The organism is Bartonella sp. CM86QHHN (assembly GCF_042194695.1).
Taxonomy (GTDB): Bacteria; Pseudomonadota; Alphaproteobacteria; order Rhizobiales; family Rhizobiaceae; genus Bartonella.
This window is the reverse complement of record NZ_JBHIND010000002.1, coordinates 1-16,457: the sequence shown is the minus strand read 5'-3', so window position 1 is coordinate 16,457 and position 16,457 is coordinate 1. Positions and strand designations below refer to the sequence as shown.

Sequence of the window (16,457 nt, the reverse complement as noted above, 5' to 3'; positions counted from 1 at the left end):
TAGGAATGTGTTTTATGACTCAGCAAGAAAATGACGCACAAAAGCGCTTTTTTAATGATAATTTACAAACTGTTGATGGTGCAATTTTTGACGCAATTAGAGGGGAGTTTGAGCGTCAACAACATGAAATTGAGCTTATTGCTTCAGAGAATATTGTTTCAAGAGCGGTCCTTGAAGCGCAGGGGTCTGTTTTAACCAATAAGTATGCAGAAGGTTATCCAAGAAAGCGCTACTATGGTGGGTGTCAATTTGTTGATGTCGTTGAAGATTTAGCTATTGAAAGGGCAAAACTGCTTTTCGGTGCTGCGTTTGCGAATGTACAGCCTAATTCTGGTAGCCAAATGAATCAAGCTGTCTTTTTAGCTTTACTTCAGCCTGGTGACACATTTATGGGGTTGGATTTAAATGCTGGAGGTCACCTTACGCATGGTTCACCTGTTAATATGTCAGGAAAATGGTTTGATGTTGTTTCCTATGGTGTGCGTCAAGAAGATCAGATTATTGATATGGATGAGGTTGAGCAGCTTGCAAAAGAACGTAAGCCAAAACTTATTATAGCAGGGGGCTCATCTTATCCACGGCTATGGGATTGGGAAAGATTCCGTGAAATTGCAGATGAAATCGGTGCTCATTTACTCGTTGATATGTCTCATATTGCTGGTCTTGTTGCTGGTGGCGTGCATCCTTCACCTGTTCCACATGCGCATATTGTAACAACAACAACACATAAATCGCTTCGAGGTCCTCGGGGTGGTTTAATATTGACAAATGATGAGGCTTTATCCAGAAAAATTAATTCTGCAATTTTTCCTGGTCTTCAAGGTGGTCCTTTAATGCATGTGATTGCCGCAAAGGCTGTTGCGTTTGAGGAGGCTTTGCGTCCCTCTTTCAAGAGTTACAGTGCCAATGTTGTCGCTAATGCGAAAACTTTAGCAAAAACATTACAGGGTAATGGTTTTAATATTGTTTCTGGTGGTACAGATAATCATTTGTTGTTGGTTGATTTACGTTCTAAAAATCTAACAGGTAAACGTGCTGAATTGGCTTTGGGACGCGCTCATATTACCTGCAATAAAAATGGCATTCCTTTTGATTCTGAAACGCCATCTATAACATCGGGAATTCGTTTGGGATCACCTGCTGCCACGACGCGTGGTTTTTTAGAAAAAGAGTTTATTCAAGTTGGTCATCTGATTTCAGAAGTTCTTGATGGTCTTCGGAGTGCAAAAAGTGATGAAGATAATCATGCCGTTGAAATGGCTGTTGAGAAAAAGGTAAAAGATATAACGAATCAATTTCCTCTTTACTCTTATCTTAGCACTCGTTAAGGATACAAAGGATGCGCTGTCCTTACTGCCAATATGAGGATACACAGGTCAAAGACTCTCGTCCAGCAGAAGAGGGGGCAGTGATTCGCCGCCGCCGTGTGTGTTCCGTTTGTGGTGGTCGTTTTACAACTTTTGAACGTGTTCAGTTGCGTGAGCTCTTGGTTGCTAAAAAAAGTGGACGATGTGAACCCTTCGATCGTGATAAGTTAATGCGATCAGTTGATGTGGCTGTACGTAAGCGCAATATTGATCCTGATCATATTGAACGAGCAATTTCTGGCATTGTACGCCAGCTTGAAAGTTTGGGAGAACCAGAGATTTCTTCAGAAAAAATTGGGCATCTTGTGATGGAAGCATTGAAAAGAATTGATGATATTGCTTATATTCGTTTTGCTTCTGTGTATCGAGATTTTCGTAATGCAAGCGATTTTCACGATGTTATAGATGAATTGTCAAAGGGTATCGCGGATACAGAATCTCGTTTTGATGAATAAAAAAGTGCAAGATGAACGGTTTATGGCTGCAGCTATTCGTTTAGCAGAACGTCATGTCGGTCTTACAGGTGAGAATCCTTCCGTTGGTACGTTAATTGTGCGAAACGATAATGGTGCTGTGGGGGCTTTTATTGTTGGCTATGGCGTAACAGCTATTCATGGGAGTCCTCATGCGGAAGTGCAAGCTTTACACATGGCAGGTTCTTTGGCTCAAGGAGCGACTGCTTATGTTACTTTAGAACCTTGTGCGCATTATGGAAAAACTTCGCCGTGTGTGAATGCGCTTATTGATTCAGGTGTTTCTCGAGTTGTTATTGCGCTGACTGATTGTGACAAGCGTGTTGATGGTCATGGTATTGCTCTTTTGCGAGCGGCGGGTATTGAAGTGGTTGAGGGCATTTTAGCTGAAGAGGCTTTTGAATCCTTATGGACGCATTGGTGCATAAGGAAGATACAACGCTGTGCGGTCACTTTTAAAATGGCAATTTCTGCCGATAATGGTGTTGGAAAAAGAGAGAAGGGCAGCGTAAAAATTAGTGGAACACTTTCTCATGCCCATACGCATATTCTACGTGCTCAAAATAATGCTATCCTCGTTGGTATTGGTACTATATTAGCAGATGATCCACAACTCAATTGCCGCTTGCCAGGGATGGAGATGCGCTCACCAATTCGTATTATTTTGGATGCAGATTTATCTATCCCCCTTGATGCAAAAGTTGTCCAAACAGCCATAAAAATTCCTACATGGGTTATTTGTGATGTGGATATTTCAAAGAAAAGCAAAAAAAATGCATTGGAGCAATATGGTGTGTCTGTTTATTCGGTCGAGATGAACAATGGTTGTGTAGAACCCTTTGCTCTTTTACAGATGCTTTATAAACATGGGATTAATAGTGTTTTATTGGAAGGGGGTGTCAAGACAGGGGAAAAATTTTTGAATGCTGGTTGTGTTGATCATTTGATATGTTTTCATACCCCCATTGTTTTAGGCAAAAATCGTATTGAAGCCCCTCATTTTGGAAATTATCTCTCGCAGTTTCATGAGATTGAGACAAGAATGTTTGGAAATGACCGTTTTTATAAGTGGAGACGTAAGACATTATGTTCACAGGAATTATAACGGATATTGGTTGTGTTGAAGATGTTCAACCTTTAAAGCAGGGGATGCGTTTAAAGATTTCTACCCGCTATGCTATAGAAAGCTTAGCAATTGGGGCGTCAATTGCTTGTTCAGGAATTTGTCTGACAATTGTAGAGCGAGGATTAAAGCAAGAAGATTCCAATTGGTTTGTTGTCGAGGCGTGGGAAGAAACATTACGTTTAACGAATCTTGCACAATGGATAAAAGGAACTTTTGTTAATTTGGAACGTTCGCTTCGATTGGGTGATGAAATGGGAGGACATTTAGTTTCTGGTCATATTGATGGTTTGGCTGAAATCATTGATCAAAAAAATGAAGGGGATGCAATTCGCTTTTATTTAAAAGTTTCAAGACAATTTATGCCTTTCATTGTTAATAAGGGATCTATTGCACTTAATGGGACATCTTTGACTGTTAATGGTGTTGAGGATTGTGTTTTTGATGTTCTTATTATTCGCCATACACTTGAAATGACAACGTGGGGACAAGCTAAAATTGGAGATCGGGTCAATTTGGAAATTGATCAACTTGCTCGTTATGCTGCAAAACTTTTTACTTTAAAAAGAGAAGATGAATAAGCCAACACTCTATTGATCGTTTTCAGAATTTTATGCTTTATAACTTTGATTTTTTTGATTCGTTTTTTGTGGAATTCCATTATGATGAAAGAGATAGGTAAAAAGCCTCACGTATTGATTGTTGAGGCACGTTTTTATGAGGGGATTTCTGATGCACTTTTGAGAGGTGCAGTGAATACTTTGCAAAAAGCTGAAGCAAGTTATGATGTTGTAACGGTTCCTGGAGCATTAGAAATACCAAGTGCAATAGCTTTTGCTGAACAAAACAAGATATCGTATGATGGTTATGTTGCTCTTGGTTGTGTTATTCGGGGTGAAACATATCACTTTGAAATTGTTGCTAATGATTCTTGTCGTGCATTGATGGATTTAACTGTTCATCAGCACTTGGCTATTGGAAATGGTATTTTGACTGTTGAAAACGAAGAACAAGCATGGGTGCGTGCAAAACTAGATGACAAAAATAAAGGTGGTTTTGCGGCTGAAGCTGCTTTATGTATGATCGCTCTAAAAAAGAGATTTGGAGATAATCGTTAAATATGGCTGATATAAAAAGCAGACATTTTCCGCGTTCAGCCAATAAACGTGGAGCAGCAAGACTCGCTGCAGTTCAAGCACTCTATCAAATGGATATCGTGGGTTCGGGGGTGATGGAAACGGCAGCTGAGTATGAGGCTTATCGTTTGGGAAAAGATATTGATGGAGACCAATATCTTGAAGCTGATTTTCAATGGTTTTTGGCTATTATAACGGGTGTTGTAAAAGATCAAAAGCAGCTTGATCCGCTGCTTCATCAACAGCTTTCTGCAGAGTGGTCTCTTTCACGTCTTGATTCTATATTGCGAGCAATTTTACGAGCAGGTTTATGGGAGTTGATCAACCGTAAAGATGTTCCCGTTGCGGTTGTCATGAATGAGTATGTTGACATAGCAAAGGCGTTTTTTGAAGGTGATGAGCCAAAACTTGTTAATGCAGTTCTTGACAGTATGGCAAAAAAAGTTCGCCTCTAAGAGTTACAAATCTCCCTATTATAGATCTGATATTATCAGACCTATAATATTGAAACGGTATGCAGACTATATAATTTAGTTATGGGGTGGCAAATTCGCAGGGCCTTTTATAATTTGAATTAAGAAAGGATGTTCTTTCGTTACAGTTGGCGTTGTTTGTGTAATAAAATCAAATACTTGACCGTCTTGTAATCCGTAATTTGCAACTTTTGCAACCTGATTATTTTTATTGAAGTAAATGGCTAAAACTTTGCGATCAATAATCTTTGTTTTCATAAACTGCATCCCACGATAACGTGTCTGTGAGATGTAATAAAAAACTTCATTATCATATTTTGTTTTTAATGAAGGGGTTCCTAAAGTTAAAAGAACTTGCTCTTGACTTGAGCCAATAGAGATAGAACTTAGAGCATTTTTATCAAGAACATAGCCCTCTCTATAAATTTGGCTCGAACCTGAAGAATCAAGAAGGCTACACCCAGCAAGCATTCCTATGCTTGCTATTGATAAACCAATCAATAATTTACGTTTGATTAAGGCTATTATGTGAGGCATTTGAAACAATGGTATCTCCTTTTTATACTGAGATGTAGGACAAGAAGGCAACCTCAAGTTTTTTCTAATTTTAACTTAATCTACCGTAGCTTACACTGAATTTCCCTGTTATAAAGCAAATTATGCCATATAGAATTTCTTTAGAAAAGAAAAAAATGCATAAATACTTGAGATAAATAAAAACATAGTGCTTTACGCGTTTTTATGTTTGGGAGTTGTCAATGAATGTTCAAAATGTTGCTCAAATGACATTTGCTTTGGCTTATCCAATATCTGTACGTTCTCTACCTGCTAAAGGTATAAGGGTTCATTTTTGTGCAAACAAAAAAGAATGTACACATTTAGCCCAGAACCATGATTTAATTGAAGTAAAATCTTGTGAGGGAAAATTCCATATTTTCCCGTGGAAAAGACGCGGAGTGCGTATAAAAGGTCTGTTGCAAGCGCGTATACTACAGTTATGTGTTGTTACATTAGAACCATTAGAAAATATCCTTTGTGAAAATATTGAGGTTGTTTTTGTTCCTGAAGATTCAAATTTGATGAAGCCCCAAATATCAGAGGATACAGGGGAATTGTTTTTAGATGTGGAGGGGCTTGATACTCCTGAAGTGTTTTATGATGATAAAATTGATATTGGCGCAATCATGGAAGAGTTTTTTGAGTTGTCTATTAATCATTATCCACGTAAAGAAGGGATAAAGATGAATATGGTTGAAAATTTAGAAGAAGTAGAGCGAAAATTCTCTCCATTTTCTGTTTTGAAAAATTGGAAGTGATTGTAAAAACATACAAAAAATATCTATTGTATGCTAAACGGTATTTTCTGCGGAGCGATTTTCGCAAGATGTGCTGTGTGAGTATTCAGGAGCCAAAAATCATAATATGTATTTAAAGATGTAAATGAAAAGATGTGGGATATGCAAGCGTGATTAGAATTTCTGTGGATGTCATGGGCGGTGATTACGGTCCAGAAGCAGCTATTGCAGGAGCAGCAATTGTACAAAAATATTTATCAAATATTTATTTTCTATTTTATGGAGTAGAGGAGGCTGTTCGTCCGGTTTTAAAAAAATATCCCTGTTTGGATTCTGTATCGCGCTTTTGCCCTACAGAAAGTTATACACGCATGGATGAAAAGCCAAGCCAAGCACTTCGTAATGGACGTGGTAAATCATCAATGTGGTACGCCATTGAAGCGGTAAAAAATGGTGAAGCTGATGCTTGCATTTCTGCTGGTAATACGGGTGCACTCATGGCCATGTCTTATTTTTGTTTGAAAATGCTTGCAGAGGCTGAACGTCCTGGTATTGCGGGTATCTGGCCAACACTGCGCAGTGAGAGTATTGTTTTAGATATTGGAGCAACAATTGGTGCCTCTGCTAGTCAGTTGGTTGATTTGGCGGTTATGGGAGCAGGTATGTTTCGCGCTTTATATCACACTGAAAGACCAAGTGTTGGGCTTTTAAATGTGGGGGTGGAAGAGGTTAAAGGACTTTATGAAATAAAAAAAGCAGGAATGATATTGCGTGAAGTGCAATTAGAAGGATTGGAATATAAAGGATTTGTTGAGGGCAATGACATTGGAAAAGGAACAGTCGATGTTGTTGTGACAGAGGGGTTTTCTGGTAATATTGCTTTAAAAACCGCAGAAGGAACCGCGCGACAGATAGGAGAGATTTTAAACTCTGCAATGCGCAGTTCTTTTTTAACATCTCTTGGTTATTTTTTATCACGGGGTGCTTTTCGTATACTGAAACATAAAATGGATCCTGATAGGGTGAATGGAGGAGTTCTTTTAGGTTTGAATGGTGTTGTTATAAAAAGTCATGGCAGTGCTAATGCTAATGGCTTTGCTTCTGCTATCCGCGTTGGTTATAAAATGGTTAATAATGGACTTTTACAAAAAATAACGGCTGATTTACGGCGATTTCATGAAAATAAAGCAACACTTTTTGACCAAGAAGATGAAGCGGTGATGAATGGAGAGTCCTTATGATAAGCTCTTATAATAGAAATAAAAAATTTGAAGAAAAGGTAAGAGCTGAATGATTCGGTCAATTATACGTGGTGTAGGAAGTGCTTTGCCGAAAAGAAGTTTATCAAATGATGAGATTGCAAAGTTTGTTGAAACGTCAGATTCATGGATTGTTCAGCGTACAGGAATACGCCAACGTTATATTGCCAGTGAAAATGAAACAACTGTTTCTTTAGGAGTTGAGGCTGCGCAAGCAGCACTTACAAATGCTGGTTTAACAATAAAAGACATCGATTGTATTATTTTAGCAACGTCCACCCCGAATCGTACTTTTCCTGCTTCTGCTGTTGAAATTCAGCATGCTTTGGGAATGAGCCATGGATTTGCTTTTGATATTCAAGCTGTTTGCTCTGGTTTTATTTTTGCTTTAACAACAGGAGATTCTTATTTACGGTGTGGAGGGGCTAAAAGAATTTTAGTTATTGGATCCGATACATTTTCTCGAATTTTAGATTGGGAAGATCGTACGACATGTGTTTTGTTTGGTGATGGTGCTGGTGCTGTTATTTTGGAAGCACTAGAAACTGAGGGTGATATTGCTTTTGAGCGTGGTATATTGTCTGCGAAATTGCGCTCTAATGGTGCTTATATAGATAAGCTATATGTTGATGGTGGACCTTCAACAACACAAACGACAGGCTATTTGCGTATGGAAGGACGAGAAGTTTTTAAATATGCTGTTGGTATGATAACGGATGTGGTTGATGATTGTTTTGCAGCTGCAGGTATGGATTCTTCACAACTAGATTGGTTTGTACCTCATCAGGCTAATAAGCGCATTATTGAAGCATCTGCTAAAAAGCTGGGAATTTCACTAGATAAAGTTGTGATTACCGTTGATCAACATGGTAATACGTCTGCTGCATCAGTTCCGTTGGCTTTAACAACAGCTGTTTGCGATGGAAAAATAAAAGAAGGAGATCTTATCATGTTAGAAGCCATGGGAGGTGGATTTACATGGGGAGCAATTCTTATTCGTTGGTAAATTATGGCTACTTGACCATATTTCAAGAAAACGTATAAGTCATTTTGTAATTTTTAATATTTTAATAGGTGGTTATAATGACAAGTAAGACAGTAACGCGTGCAGATTTAGCGAGCGTAGTTTGTAAAAGAGTGGGCTTGTCACATACTGAATCAGCAGCTTTAGTCGAATTGGTTTTGGATGAGATTTGCAACTCACTTGTAAGAGGTGAAGCGGTTAAATTATCTTCTTTTGCAACTTTTCAGGTTCGCAGTAAAAATGAACGTGTTGGACGCAATCCAAAAACAGGTGTTGAAGCACCGATTCCGCCGCGACGTGTTGTGACGTTTAAGGCTGCCAATGTCCTTAAACAGAGAATTTTAGATTCGCATCGTGCAAAACAGAAAAAATGATATCTCATAAATAAATGCCATGGTATGTTTGGTATTTGTTAAAGAAATGTATAAAATAAGGGTCTTTATTTTTTAGAAAAAGACTGGTGAGTAAGGTATCAATGATGGTCTTATTTTTGACTAATCTTGTTGAGAAATTGAGACAGAATGAGTCATTGTGAAGTAATTTATTTTGTTTTAAATAAGGTGTTACAAAATGGATAAAAGCTCTGATGCTTTTCGCACAATTAGCGAAGTAGCGGAGTTATTGGAGCTTCCGCAGCATGTCTTAAGATTTTGGGAAACACGTTTTAGGCAGATTAAACCAATGAAACGTGGGGGAGGAAGGCGCTATTATCGTCCGGTCGATGTTGATTTGCTCAATGGTATTAAGCAGTTACTATATGATCAGGGTTATACAATAAAAGGTGTGCAACGCCTTTTGAAAGAAAATGGTGTTGCTTTTGTGACTGCATTGGGTAATGGTGATCTTGATGCTATGAATGTGGTCATAGAGAAGAAACATGCAGGACAAACTTCTGAAAATGCTAGCAATAAGCCTAAGAAATCTTCTTTTGGGCTTTTGAGTTTCATGAGGAATGAGGGAGAAACATCTGTCGGTTCTGTGAATCTTTACAAAGATAAAACTGATAAAGCATTGTTACAAGAAATTCTGTTTGAACTCATTGAATGTAAGCGTGTTCTTGATAGAGCACGATAATAATATTTTTTTATTTTATATGTGTTTCGTAGATATTTAGATGTTTTATGGATGTACACAGAATTTAATACGTTCAACGAGTGGTCATGTATCGTATGTGTATATTTAACGAGTTTTTATAAGAGTTTTTCATTTGGTAAAATATGAAGAAGGAAAAGAGTAAATGCTGAGCTTTGCCATTTTTTTTGATTTGGCTTTATAAAAATTAAGGCAATATCTCATCAGTGTAGATTGCGGGATGTAGAATGCCATTAGCTTACCAATTCATGTGCTTGTTTTAAAGAGATGTTTCTTAAGGCTTCTTAATCTTATTTTACCATAATGCCTCGTGAATGATTAATGGTAAACTCGTTGAGTACCGCTATTTTTATACTTATGAAGGTTCAAGTCGGCATCATCATTATAATTATAGCTTGTTCTCAATGACTGCAACAATTCTTAGCACTTTAGGCGGTTCATTGTAGGCATTTTAAAAGTCCTTTCTCAATAATTTTTATCCACACACTCATTCCGCTTGTTTCGTGCAAGCAAATGATTTTGATAGATTCAACATAAACATATTAAAAATAAGAGAAGCCTATGATATTCGAAACCTTATTTAATATGAATGACAATATATTATCATTATAAATCAATATCTTGTCCTTTTTATAAGGGCTTATCTTACGAATAAGAAATATCATTGTTCAGCTAATTTTACATATTTTTTATTAATAAATATAATCTTGTTTTCAGTTTTCTTGCTTGATGTTGCTATAATTATTGTAATGATCTATCCATGATAATAGCAGCATCTTTTCATTATAAAGGTAAAAGATTAATGTTATTATTAATATTCAATTGTCTATGATTTTTGCAATTTAAACAGCTCATAGCTTACATTCAACTTTTTCACCAATCTACCTTGTAGAGGAAGAGCACGTTATTCTTTCTGGTGATAGGTCATTGTGCATGAAACAAAAACACACTACAATATCAAATTATTTTATTTTGTACAAAAACTGAAGATTTATAGTAAAAAATTAACGTATTACCATCTTCTGTGGTATTATGCATTTATTACACGTTGCAAATCTGGAGGTGTTGCTTCATTTGAGAGTTGTTTAATCACATCTTCTACAGATAAAAGGGTTTGATTTGTACTTCCTAAGCGGCGCATATTTACGCTGTTTGTTTCAGCTTCACGTTTGCCACATACCAAAATTACGGGGACTTTTTGTAAAGAATGTTCTCGTATTTTATAGTTAATTTTTTCATTGCGGAGATCTATTGTTGCGGAAAGCCCAACAGCTTTAAGTTTTGCTGTTATTTTTTGGGCATATTCATTTGCTTCGGATGTAATTGTTGCAACAACAATTTGTTCAGGAGCAAGCCAAAGTGGCATATGTCCAGCAAAATTTTCAATTAATATACCAAGAAAACGCTCCATTGATCCAAAAATAGCACGGTGGATCATAACAGGTTGACGTTTTTCTGAATCTTTATCAATATAGAATGCACCAAAACGTTCAGGGAGATTAAAGTCTATTTGTGTTGTTCCACATTGCCATTCACGACCGATAGCATCCTTTAATGTATATTCAAATTTTGGACCATAAAATGCTCCTTCACCTGGAAGGATGCTTGTTTTGATTTGTCCTGCAAATTTTGTTTCAATCGTTTTAAGGACAGATTCCATGATACTTTCTGCATGATCCCATAATGCATCAGATCCAACTCGTTTTTCTGGACGGGTTGAAAGCTTAAGACTAATTTCTTTAAAACCAAAATCAGCATAAGTTGATAAAATAAGATCGTTAATACTGAGACATTCATCGGCTAATTGTTCATCAGTACAAAAAATATGCGCATCATCTTGTGTAAAACCACGCACACGCATAAGACCATGTAAAGAGCCTGAAGGCTCATAACGATGAACAAGTCCAAATTCAGCAAGTCTAATAGGCAAATCACGATAAGATTTTAAACCATGTTTAAAAATTTGCACATGACCAGGGCAGTTCATTGGTTTAAGGGCATAAACATTCCCATGATCTGAATCTTCTTCTGCTGAAATTACTTTGAACATATTCTCCTTATACCAACCCCAATGGCCAGATATTTCCCAGAGTGACCTATCGAGAACTTGTGGTGCATTAACTTCAGCATATTGATGATCATCAAGGCGTCTACGCATATAGCTGATCAAATTTTGGAACATTTTCCAACCTTTTTTGTGCCAAAAAATCATTCCTGGCCCTTCTTCTTGAAAGTGAAATAAGTCCATTTCACGTCCCAAGCGGCGATGATCACGTTTTTCAGCTTCTTCTAGCATATGGAGGTAGGCTTTTAAGTCATTTTCATTTGCAAATGCTGTTCCATAAATTCTCGTGAGCATTGGATTATTGGCATCGCCACGCCAATAAGCTCCTGCAACTTTCATTAATTTGAAAGCATTCCCAATTTGCCCTGTAGATTGCATGTGCGGTCCGCGACAAAGATCAAACCACTCCCCTTGATAATAGATTTTTAAATCTTGATTTTCAGGAATGCTATCAATAAGTTCAACTTTATAAAATTCCTTTTTCTCAGAAAAAACTTTTCTTGCTTTTTCACGAGACCAAATTTTTTTTCTAAAAGGTTTATTGCGTTGGATAATTTCACGCATTTTCTTTTCAATGACGGTGAGATCATCTAATGTGAAAGGTTGTTGGCGTGCAAAATCATAATAGAATCCGTTCTCAATGACAGGACCTATTGTTACTTGCGTTTCAGGAAAAAGCTCTTGCACTGCTTCAGCAAGGACATGGGCGCAATCATGCCTTATGAGCTCAAGAGCGCGTGAATCTTCTCGGGTAATAATCTCTACTTGACCAGATTGTCCCAATGGATCCGATAAGTCTCGCGTGATACCATCAAGACTATAGGCGACTGCTTTTTTTGCAAGTGATTTAGAAATAGATTCCGCTAATTCCAAGCCTGTCATTTCGGCGGGGTAATTACGTTTTGAACCATCGGGAAAAAAAAGAGAAATAGAGCAAGACATAAAAACACCCTTTTAATCCAATTCCGCTAACGATTGCGGATGGTTTCGTGAAAATTGAGTAAAAAGCTTATAGACTAATTTTTTATCAATACATGTGAAAAAAGAAAAGGATTATTTGTTGTGTTTGTCAGAAATTTTCCAGTAACGCCAAGGTTTATAAAAACAGCAAGAATTTCCAAGCGATGGAGGGACTGGATCAAAGCCATCTGTTCCAAAGGGCCCACAACGCATGATACGAAAGAGTCCCATCCATGCACCAGCCCAAAGCCCATGGCGTGCAATCGCTTCATATGTATATTCTGAACAAGTCGGGGCATGGCGACATTGATTGCCTATAAGGCTCGAAAGTGTTATTTGATAGAACCGTATTAAGAAAATACCCAATAATCGTCCGGGTGTTTTTTGCCAAGTGCCTGTGTAATTCCGAGTCAACTTTTTTTGTCTAGATTGTGATTTGAACATTTATTTTTCTTCAATTTTTTGAATGCAGTCTATCGTTGCATCAAAGGGTAGTAGTGTTGCTGCATGGCGCACTTTATAGTCTTTAATGGGCTGTAAGCAAGAAAAATCCTCAAATGGAGCTTGAGGAGAAGGACCATTTTGCGTTAGCATTTGGTAGATAACTTCACGCAATATTTTAAGATCTTGAGTTGTTTGTCCGATGATATGAGATGCTAAAAGTGAAGCTGAAGCTTGCCCTAGCACACATGCATGTATTTCGTGAGCAAAATCGGTAATAATACTATTTTCCACTTTTAAATCTACAGTGATTGTCGAACCACAAAGGTGTGCGTGTTTTCTTGATGTTGCATCAGGATTATTAAGACGCCCAATTTTGCCTATATGTGCAGCATATTTAAGTATTTTATCATTATAGATAGTATCAATCATGCGCTATTGCCTGAAATTTTGAGAGTCGTGATTGTTTAAACTTTTAATTCGCTTATATAGAGATTATACAAAATGAGATAGGTATGGAGCAAATGCTTTGTATAGAGTAAGCTTGGAGTTTTTGAATGCGTAATGTTGTTAAAGAAGACACAAATTTATCTGAAGAAAAGCGTCCGAGTATTGAAAAGGTGGAAGAAGCGATTCGTACATTACTCTTATGGATAGGGGAAAATCCAAATAGAGAAGGGCTTTTAGATACTCCAAAACGTATAGCCAAGGCATATCGCGAGCTTTTTAATGGTTATAGTCAATCGGTTAAAGAAACCTTAGGTACAGTTTTTGAAGAGGTTTCAGGATACAATGAAGCCGTAATCGTAAAGAATATACCTTTTTATTCACACTGTGAGCATCACATGATCCCAATTATTGGGAAAGCACATATAGCATATCTTCCTAATGCAAAAATTGTTGGTCTTTCAAAAATTGTACGTGTTGTAGATATTTTTTCTCGTCGTTTACAAACTCAAGAAGCTATGACAGCGCAAGTGGCTCACGCGTTAAAAACGTATCTGAAGCCTCATGGTGTAGCAGTATTGATTGAGGCTGAGCACATGTGTATGGCTATGAGAGGAATCCAAAAACAGGGCTCTACAACAATTACAAAAAACTTTCATGGTTATTATGAAAAAGATCAAGCGGCACAAGCACATTTTATGATGATGGTTCAAAGGTCATAGTAAAGCCCATATTTCTCGTAATCTTTATTAAGTTATAAAGCATCCGGATAAAATAAATTATGAGAAAAAGAAAATTGGCTTGTACCTTTCTTTATGATTTGTTAAAGGCTAAAAACCAAGATTTTTTCTTTCCACGTGCGGTCGTGGCGGAATTGGTAGACGCGCAGCGTTGAGGTCGCTGTGGGGCAACCCGTGGAAGTTCGAGTCTTCTCGACCGCACCAGTTAGCAGTGAGTCTCTCCATAATGAGATGAAGTTATGTTAGAGAGAGGGGATTTATAGGCATTATAAAAAAATCTTTTTTGTATGTTATTTGTTGGTGTGTTGCCAATAATGTTTCGTTTTTTATTACTTTATCTATGCATTTGAAATGTTATATTTTTATAAGGTGGGGTGAAGTTGCAGTGAGAAGTATAATGATTCTGAGATATTTAACACTTCTTATTTGTATTTCTTTATTATCAGCGTGTAGTGATTCACGTGCTGTACTTTGGCATGGGGTGCATGCAACACCTTCTATGACTGCCGTAGAAAGGGAAGTTGAAGGGAAACCAGTTTCTCCAAAAGCCATCGTTCCAGTGTATGTTGCAACAAGTCGTATGATGCAAAATAATTACGCTCAACCTTATGGTGCAGAGCGATCAAATAAAGTTCATTATAATCGCGTTGACGTAGGAATTCCTCAGCAACATGTAAAGGGAGTTGTTGAAATAAATGCCTATAAACCTACGCATGATAAGTATTTTGCAGCAGTAGCATTGCAAAAATACGATAATAAAGAACAGTTTAAACAGCAATTAAATGCTGCTTTAGCAAAAAAGCCAAAAGGAAAAAGAGAAATTTTTCTTTTTATCCATGGGTATAATAATAATTTTGCAGATGGTACATTTCGTACAGCACAGTTTACACACGATTATTCTTTAAATGTTGTCGCTGTGCATTATTCTTGGCCTTCGGCCGGATCAGTTCCTCTTTATATTTATGATCGTGACAGTGCTAATTTTGCCCGTGACGGATTGATAGAGCTTTTAACACTTATTAGTGAAACCAATGCTGATCAAATTTCGGTTATTGCACATTCTATGGGCAATTTTGTTATAATGGAAGCATTTAGAACGTTAGCGTTACAGGGAAAATATAGGCCTATTCGTCGTATTACAAGTTTATTAATGGCTGCACCAGATATTGATGTTGATGTATTTGAGCGCCAACTTAAAGATATAAAAAAACTCCCGCAGCCAACCGCTATTTTAGTATCCAGAGCGGATAAAGCTCTTGCGGTTTCAGGACGTCTTACGGGTGGACATCATCGTGTGGGCGATGGCTCAGATATTGAAATGTTGCGTAAAAATGGAATAGCTGTTCTTGATTTTTCTCATGTGGATGGGGGAGCACACAATGTCTTTGCATCTTCGCCAACGTTGATGGCTCTTTCTCGAGAAGGTTCTTTGGCTTCCACAATTATGCAAGGTACAGAATTGTCACCTAGTCAAGCCCTTCTTGCTGATGGCAGTAGTGTGTTGGAAAAAACAACACATCTTATCCTTTATACACCTGTACGTTTTCTCTCTCCACGGATTCCACGTTGATCGTGAAAAGAGAGAAGGGGCTCCATCGAATAATGTATTGGAGGTAATATTTTTTAGCACTTTCTTTAGAATGGTCTTGTAAAATGAAAAATAAATAGCGGGATGAATGTAAAAAACAGTCATTAGGTGAGTTTGTGATGATTGCACGGAAACGCTATGTTAATACGCCTACAGTTGTTGATTATTTATCTCATTCCGCAATTAAGTTATTAGACATTCATGCTATGCTTGTGAAGGTGAGAAAAGGTGATATGGGGGAAAAACCAAATTTATTGCGTCAAATTGATTCTACAAAAAAACAGTTAGATGAGATAAGCCATGCTCTTATTTTAGAATATCGTAAACGCCAAGAAAATGAGCGTTTTTTAAAACAAATTCTGCTATCCATTTCTGATCAACTTTTTGCACTTAATAATGGTTTTAAGGAAACAGGACGTCTTTTTTTTCAAGAAGTTAGAATTCTTCAATCTCAGATGCAATGTTTATATGAGGGAAAGGAGAGGCTGCATTTGTTGAATAGCCAAGAATCTTTTTGTTCTCCGTCAAAGATTGATGAAGTCATTAAACAGTTACAAAAAGCACGAGAGAAGCTTATTCTTGAAAGCCCACATCTCTTTGAAAAAAGCACAAAAGCTAAACAATAAAAGTTCTTTAGTTGAGCAGATAGATAATTTGAATTTTACAGCAAAAACGCTGTTAGATAGAAGGCTATAACCTTTTTAAAGCAAATTCTTTTCTTTAATAAATGAAACACATGCCTTATATCTTTGCTAAAGTTAAGGCTGATGAATTAGGTGGCTTTATTGAAAAAAATGTTTGTGGAAAGAATTTTACAAAAAACTTTCTGATTCTTTTAATAATAGCCCGCCGGATAATTTTACCAATGTCATAAAGTTGTTAGTATATTCATTAGGCAAATAAAAAGCAAGTAAAATAAAATAGTTATGTCTAATATAAGGGAATAGGTGAATCTTGATTCTATTGAGTTTTTT

18 protein-coding genes and 1 tRNA gene are annotated in these 16,457 nt (G+C 37.1%); 15 read left to right on the top strand and 4 right to left on the bottom strand.

Going from position 1 to position 16,457, the window contains the following annotated elements; genetic code table 11:
- The first annotated feature begins 14 nt into the window (after positions 1-14).
- The 6 genes from glyA (at position 15) to nusB (ending at position 4,554) form a co-directional block, all read left to right on the top strand.
- Positions 15-1,328 carry a serine hydroxymethyltransferase gene (gene glyA, locus ACFIKX_RS00190; protein WP_375629389.1) on the top strand — a complete coding sequence of 438 codons (1,314 nt, stop codon included), beginning with the start codon at positions 15-17 and terminating at the stop codon, positions 1,326-1,328.
- Positions 1,329-1,339: 11 nt separating this feature from the next.
- Positions 1,340-1,822 (top strand): transcriptional regulator NrdR, encoded by a 483-nt coding sequence (gene nrdR, locus ACFIKX_RS00185; RefSeq protein WP_375611570.1) that lies wholly within the window; start codon positions 1,340-1,342, stop codon positions 1,820-1,822.
- Entirely contained in the window at positions 1,815-2,945 is a 1,131-nt protein-coding gene (gene ribD / locus ACFIKX_RS00180) for a bifunctional diaminohydroxyphosphoribosylaminopyrimidine deaminase/5-amino-6-(5-phosphoribosylamino)uracil reductase RibD (RefSeq protein ID WP_375611590.1), read from the top strand. The genes nrdR and ribD overlap by 8 nt, the downstream gene beginning before the upstream one ends.
- Positions 2,927-3,544, top strand: a complete 618-nt coding sequence (locus ACFIKX_RS00175; protein WP_375611571.1) for a riboflavin synthase — start codon at positions 2,927-2,929, stop codon at positions 3,542-3,544. The genes ribD and ACFIKX_RS00175 overlap by 19 nt, the downstream gene beginning before the upstream one ends.
- Positions 3,545-3,625: 81 nt before the next feature.
- Positions 3,626-4,081: a 6,7-dimethyl-8-ribityllumazine synthase gene (locus ACFIKX_RS00170; protein WP_375611572.1), complete on the top strand. Its 456-nt coding sequence runs from the start codon at positions 3,626-3,628 to the stop codon at positions 4,079-4,081.
- A gap of 2 nt (positions 4,082-4,083) precedes the next feature.
- Entirely contained in the window at positions 4,084-4,554 is a 471-nt protein-coding gene (nusB, locus tag ACFIKX_RS00165; RefSeq protein WP_015856452.1) for a transcription antitermination factor NusB, read from the top strand.
- Between the two features lie 75 nt (positions 4,555-4,629).
- Here nusB and ACFIKX_RS00160 read toward each other — a convergent pair whose 3' ends face one another.
- Positions 4,630-5,109, bottom strand: a complete 480-nt coding sequence (locus ACFIKX_RS00160) for an outer membrane protein assembly factor BamE (RefSeq protein ID WP_375607172.1) — start codon at positions 5,107-5,109, stop codon at positions 4,630-4,632.
- 221 nt (positions 5,110-5,330) lie between these two features.
- On the opposite strand from ACFIKX_RS00160, the gene ACFIKX_RS00155 reads away from it, so the two are divergent.
- From ACFIKX_RS00155 to ACFIKX_RS00135, 5 genes are all read left to right on the top strand, one after another.
- Complete coding sequence (locus ACFIKX_RS00155; RefSeq protein WP_375629384.1) at positions 5,331-5,888, top strand: DUF177 domain-containing protein; 558 nt, start codon at positions 5,331-5,333, stop codon at positions 5,886-5,888.
- Positions 5,889-6,037: 149 nt separating this feature from the next.
- The gene (gene plsX, locus ACFIKX_RS00150) at positions 6,038-7,108 is read left to right on the top strand and encodes a phosphate acyltransferase PlsX (protein WP_375613059.1); all 1,071 of its coding nucleotides are present in this window, start codon (positions 6,038-6,040) and stop codon (positions 7,106-7,108) included.
- Positions 7,109-7,157: 49 nt separating this feature from the next.
- Positions 7,158-8,132, top strand: coding sequence for a beta-ketoacyl-ACP synthase III (locus ACFIKX_RS00145; protein WP_375629381.1), 975 nt, complete (start codon positions 7,158-7,160; stop codon positions 8,130-8,132).
- A gap of 77 nt (positions 8,133-8,209) precedes the next feature.
- The gene (locus ACFIKX_RS00140; protein WP_273791377.1) at positions 8,210-8,524 is read left to right on the top strand and encodes an integration host factor subunit alpha; all 315 of its coding nucleotides are present in this window, start codon (positions 8,210-8,212) and stop codon (positions 8,522-8,524) included.
- A gap of 196 nt (positions 8,525-8,720) precedes the next feature.
- Entirely contained in the window at positions 8,721-9,224 is a 504-nt protein-coding gene (locus ACFIKX_RS00135) for a MerR family transcriptional regulator (RefSeq protein WP_375607116.1), read from the top strand.
- A 1,048-nt stretch (positions 9,225-10,272) separates the two neighbouring features.
- Here ACFIKX_RS00135 and thrS read toward each other — a convergent pair.
- The 3 genes from thrS to ACFIKX_RS00120 all read right to left on the bottom strand — a co-directional run bounded on the left by thrS (position 10,273) and on the right by ACFIKX_RS00120 (position 13,140).
- Positions 10,273-12,249, bottom strand: a complete 1,977-nt coding sequence (gene thrS / locus ACFIKX_RS00130; protein WP_375629377.1) for a threonine--tRNA ligase — start codon at positions 12,247-12,249, stop codon at positions 10,273-10,275.
- A gap of 111 nt (positions 12,250-12,360) precedes the next feature.
- The gene (gene yidD, locus ACFIKX_RS00125) at positions 12,361-12,711 is read right to left on the bottom strand and encodes a membrane protein insertion efficiency factor YidD (protein ID WP_375607118.1); all 351 of its coding nucleotides are present in this window, start codon (positions 12,709-12,711) and stop codon (positions 12,361-12,363) included.
- Entirely contained in the window at positions 12,712-13,140 is a 429-nt protein-coding gene (locus ACFIKX_RS00120; RefSeq protein WP_375611578.1) for an iron-sulfur cluster assembly scaffold protein, read from the bottom strand.
- A gap of 125 nt (positions 13,141-13,265) precedes the next feature.
- Here ACFIKX_RS00120 and folE point away from each other — a divergent pair, with 125 nt between their 5' ends.
- From folE to ACFIKX_RS00100, 4 genes are all read left to right on the top strand, one after another.
- The gene (folE, locus tag ACFIKX_RS00115; RefSeq protein WP_375629374.1) at positions 13,266-13,877 is read left to right on the top strand and encodes a GTP cyclohydrolase I FolE; all 612 of its coding nucleotides are present in this window, start codon (positions 13,266-13,268) and stop codon (positions 13,875-13,877) included.
- Positions 13,878-14,014: 137 nt separating this feature from the next.
- A tRNA-Leu gene (locus ACFIKX_RS00110) sits at positions 14,015-14,099 on the top strand.
- A gap of 193 nt (positions 14,100-14,292) precedes the next feature.
- The gene (locus ACFIKX_RS00105) at positions 14,293-15,465 is read left to right on the top strand and encodes an alpha/beta hydrolase (protein ID WP_375629371.1); all 1,173 of its coding nucleotides are present in this window, start codon (positions 14,293-14,295) and stop codon (positions 15,463-15,465) included.
- Positions 15,466-15,602: 137 nt separating this feature from the next.
- Entirely contained in the window at positions 15,603-16,109 is a 507-nt protein-coding gene (locus ACFIKX_RS00100; RefSeq protein ID WP_015856440.1) for a hypothetical protein, read from the top strand.
- Positions 16,110-16,457: the final 348 nt, after the last annotated feature.

Coding starts and splice junctions, on each gene's coding strand:
- nrdR (WP_375611570.1), top strand. CDS start 1,340: ATGCGCTGTCCTTACTGCCAATATGAGGATACACAGGTCAAAGACTCT.
- nusB (WP_015856452.1), top strand. CDS start 4,084: ATGGCTGATATAAAAAGCAGACATTTTCCGCGTTCAGCCAATAAACGT.
- thrS (WP_375629377.1), bottom strand. CDS start 12,249: ATGTCTTGCTCTATTTCTCTTTTTTTTCCCGATGGTTCAAAACGTAAT.
- ACFIKX_RS00100 (WP_015856440.1), top strand. CDS start 15,603: ATGATTGCACGGAAACGCTATGTTAATACGCCTACAGTTGTTGATTAT.
- ACFIKX_RS00105 (WP_375629371.1), top strand. CDS start 14,293: ATGATTCTGAGATATTTAACACTTCTTATTTGTATTTCTTTATTATCA.
- ACFIKX_RS00155 (WP_375629384.1), top strand. CDS start 5,331: ATGAATGTTCAAAATGTTGCTCAAATGACATTTGCTTTGGCTTATCCA.
- ACFIKX_RS00140 (WP_273791377.1), top strand. CDS start 8,210: ATGACAAGTAAGACAGTAACGCGTGCAGATTTAGCGAGCGTAGTTTGT.
- ACFIKX_RS00135 (WP_375607116.1), top strand. CDS start 8,721: ATGGATAAAAGCTCTGATGCTTTTCGCACAATTAGCGAAGTAGCGGAG.
- ACFIKX_RS00145 (WP_375629381.1), top strand. CDS start 7,158: ATGATTCGGTCAATTATACGTGGTGTAGGAAGTGCTTTGCCGAAAAGA.
- folE (WP_375629374.1), top strand. CDS start 13,266: ATGCGTAATGTTGTTAAAGAAGACACAAATTTATCTGAAGAAAAGCGT.
- ACFIKX_RS00120 (WP_375611578.1), bottom strand. CDS start 13,140: ATGATTGATACTATCTATAATGATAAAATACTTAAATATGCTGCACAT.
- ribD (WP_375611590.1), top strand. CDS start 1,815: ATGAATAAAAAAGTGCAAGATGAACGGTTTATGGCTGCAGCTATTCGT.
- ACFIKX_RS00175 (WP_375611571.1), top strand. CDS start 2,927: ATGTTCACAGGAATTATAACGGATATTGGTTGTGTTGAAGATGTTCAA.
- ACFIKX_RS00160 (WP_375607172.1), bottom strand. CDS start 5,109: ATGCCTCACATAATAGCCTTAATCAAACGTAAATTATTGATTGGTTTA.
- glyA (WP_375629389.1), top strand. CDS start 15: ATGACTCAGCAAGAAAATGACGCACAAAAGCGCTTTTTTAATGATAAT.
- yidD (WP_375607118.1), bottom strand. CDS start 12,711: ATGTTCAAATCACAATCTAGACAAAAAAAGTTGACTCGGAATTACACA.
- ACFIKX_RS00170 (WP_375611572.1), top strand. CDS start 3,626: ATGATGAAAGAGATAGGTAAAAAGCCTCACGTATTGATTGTTGAGGCA.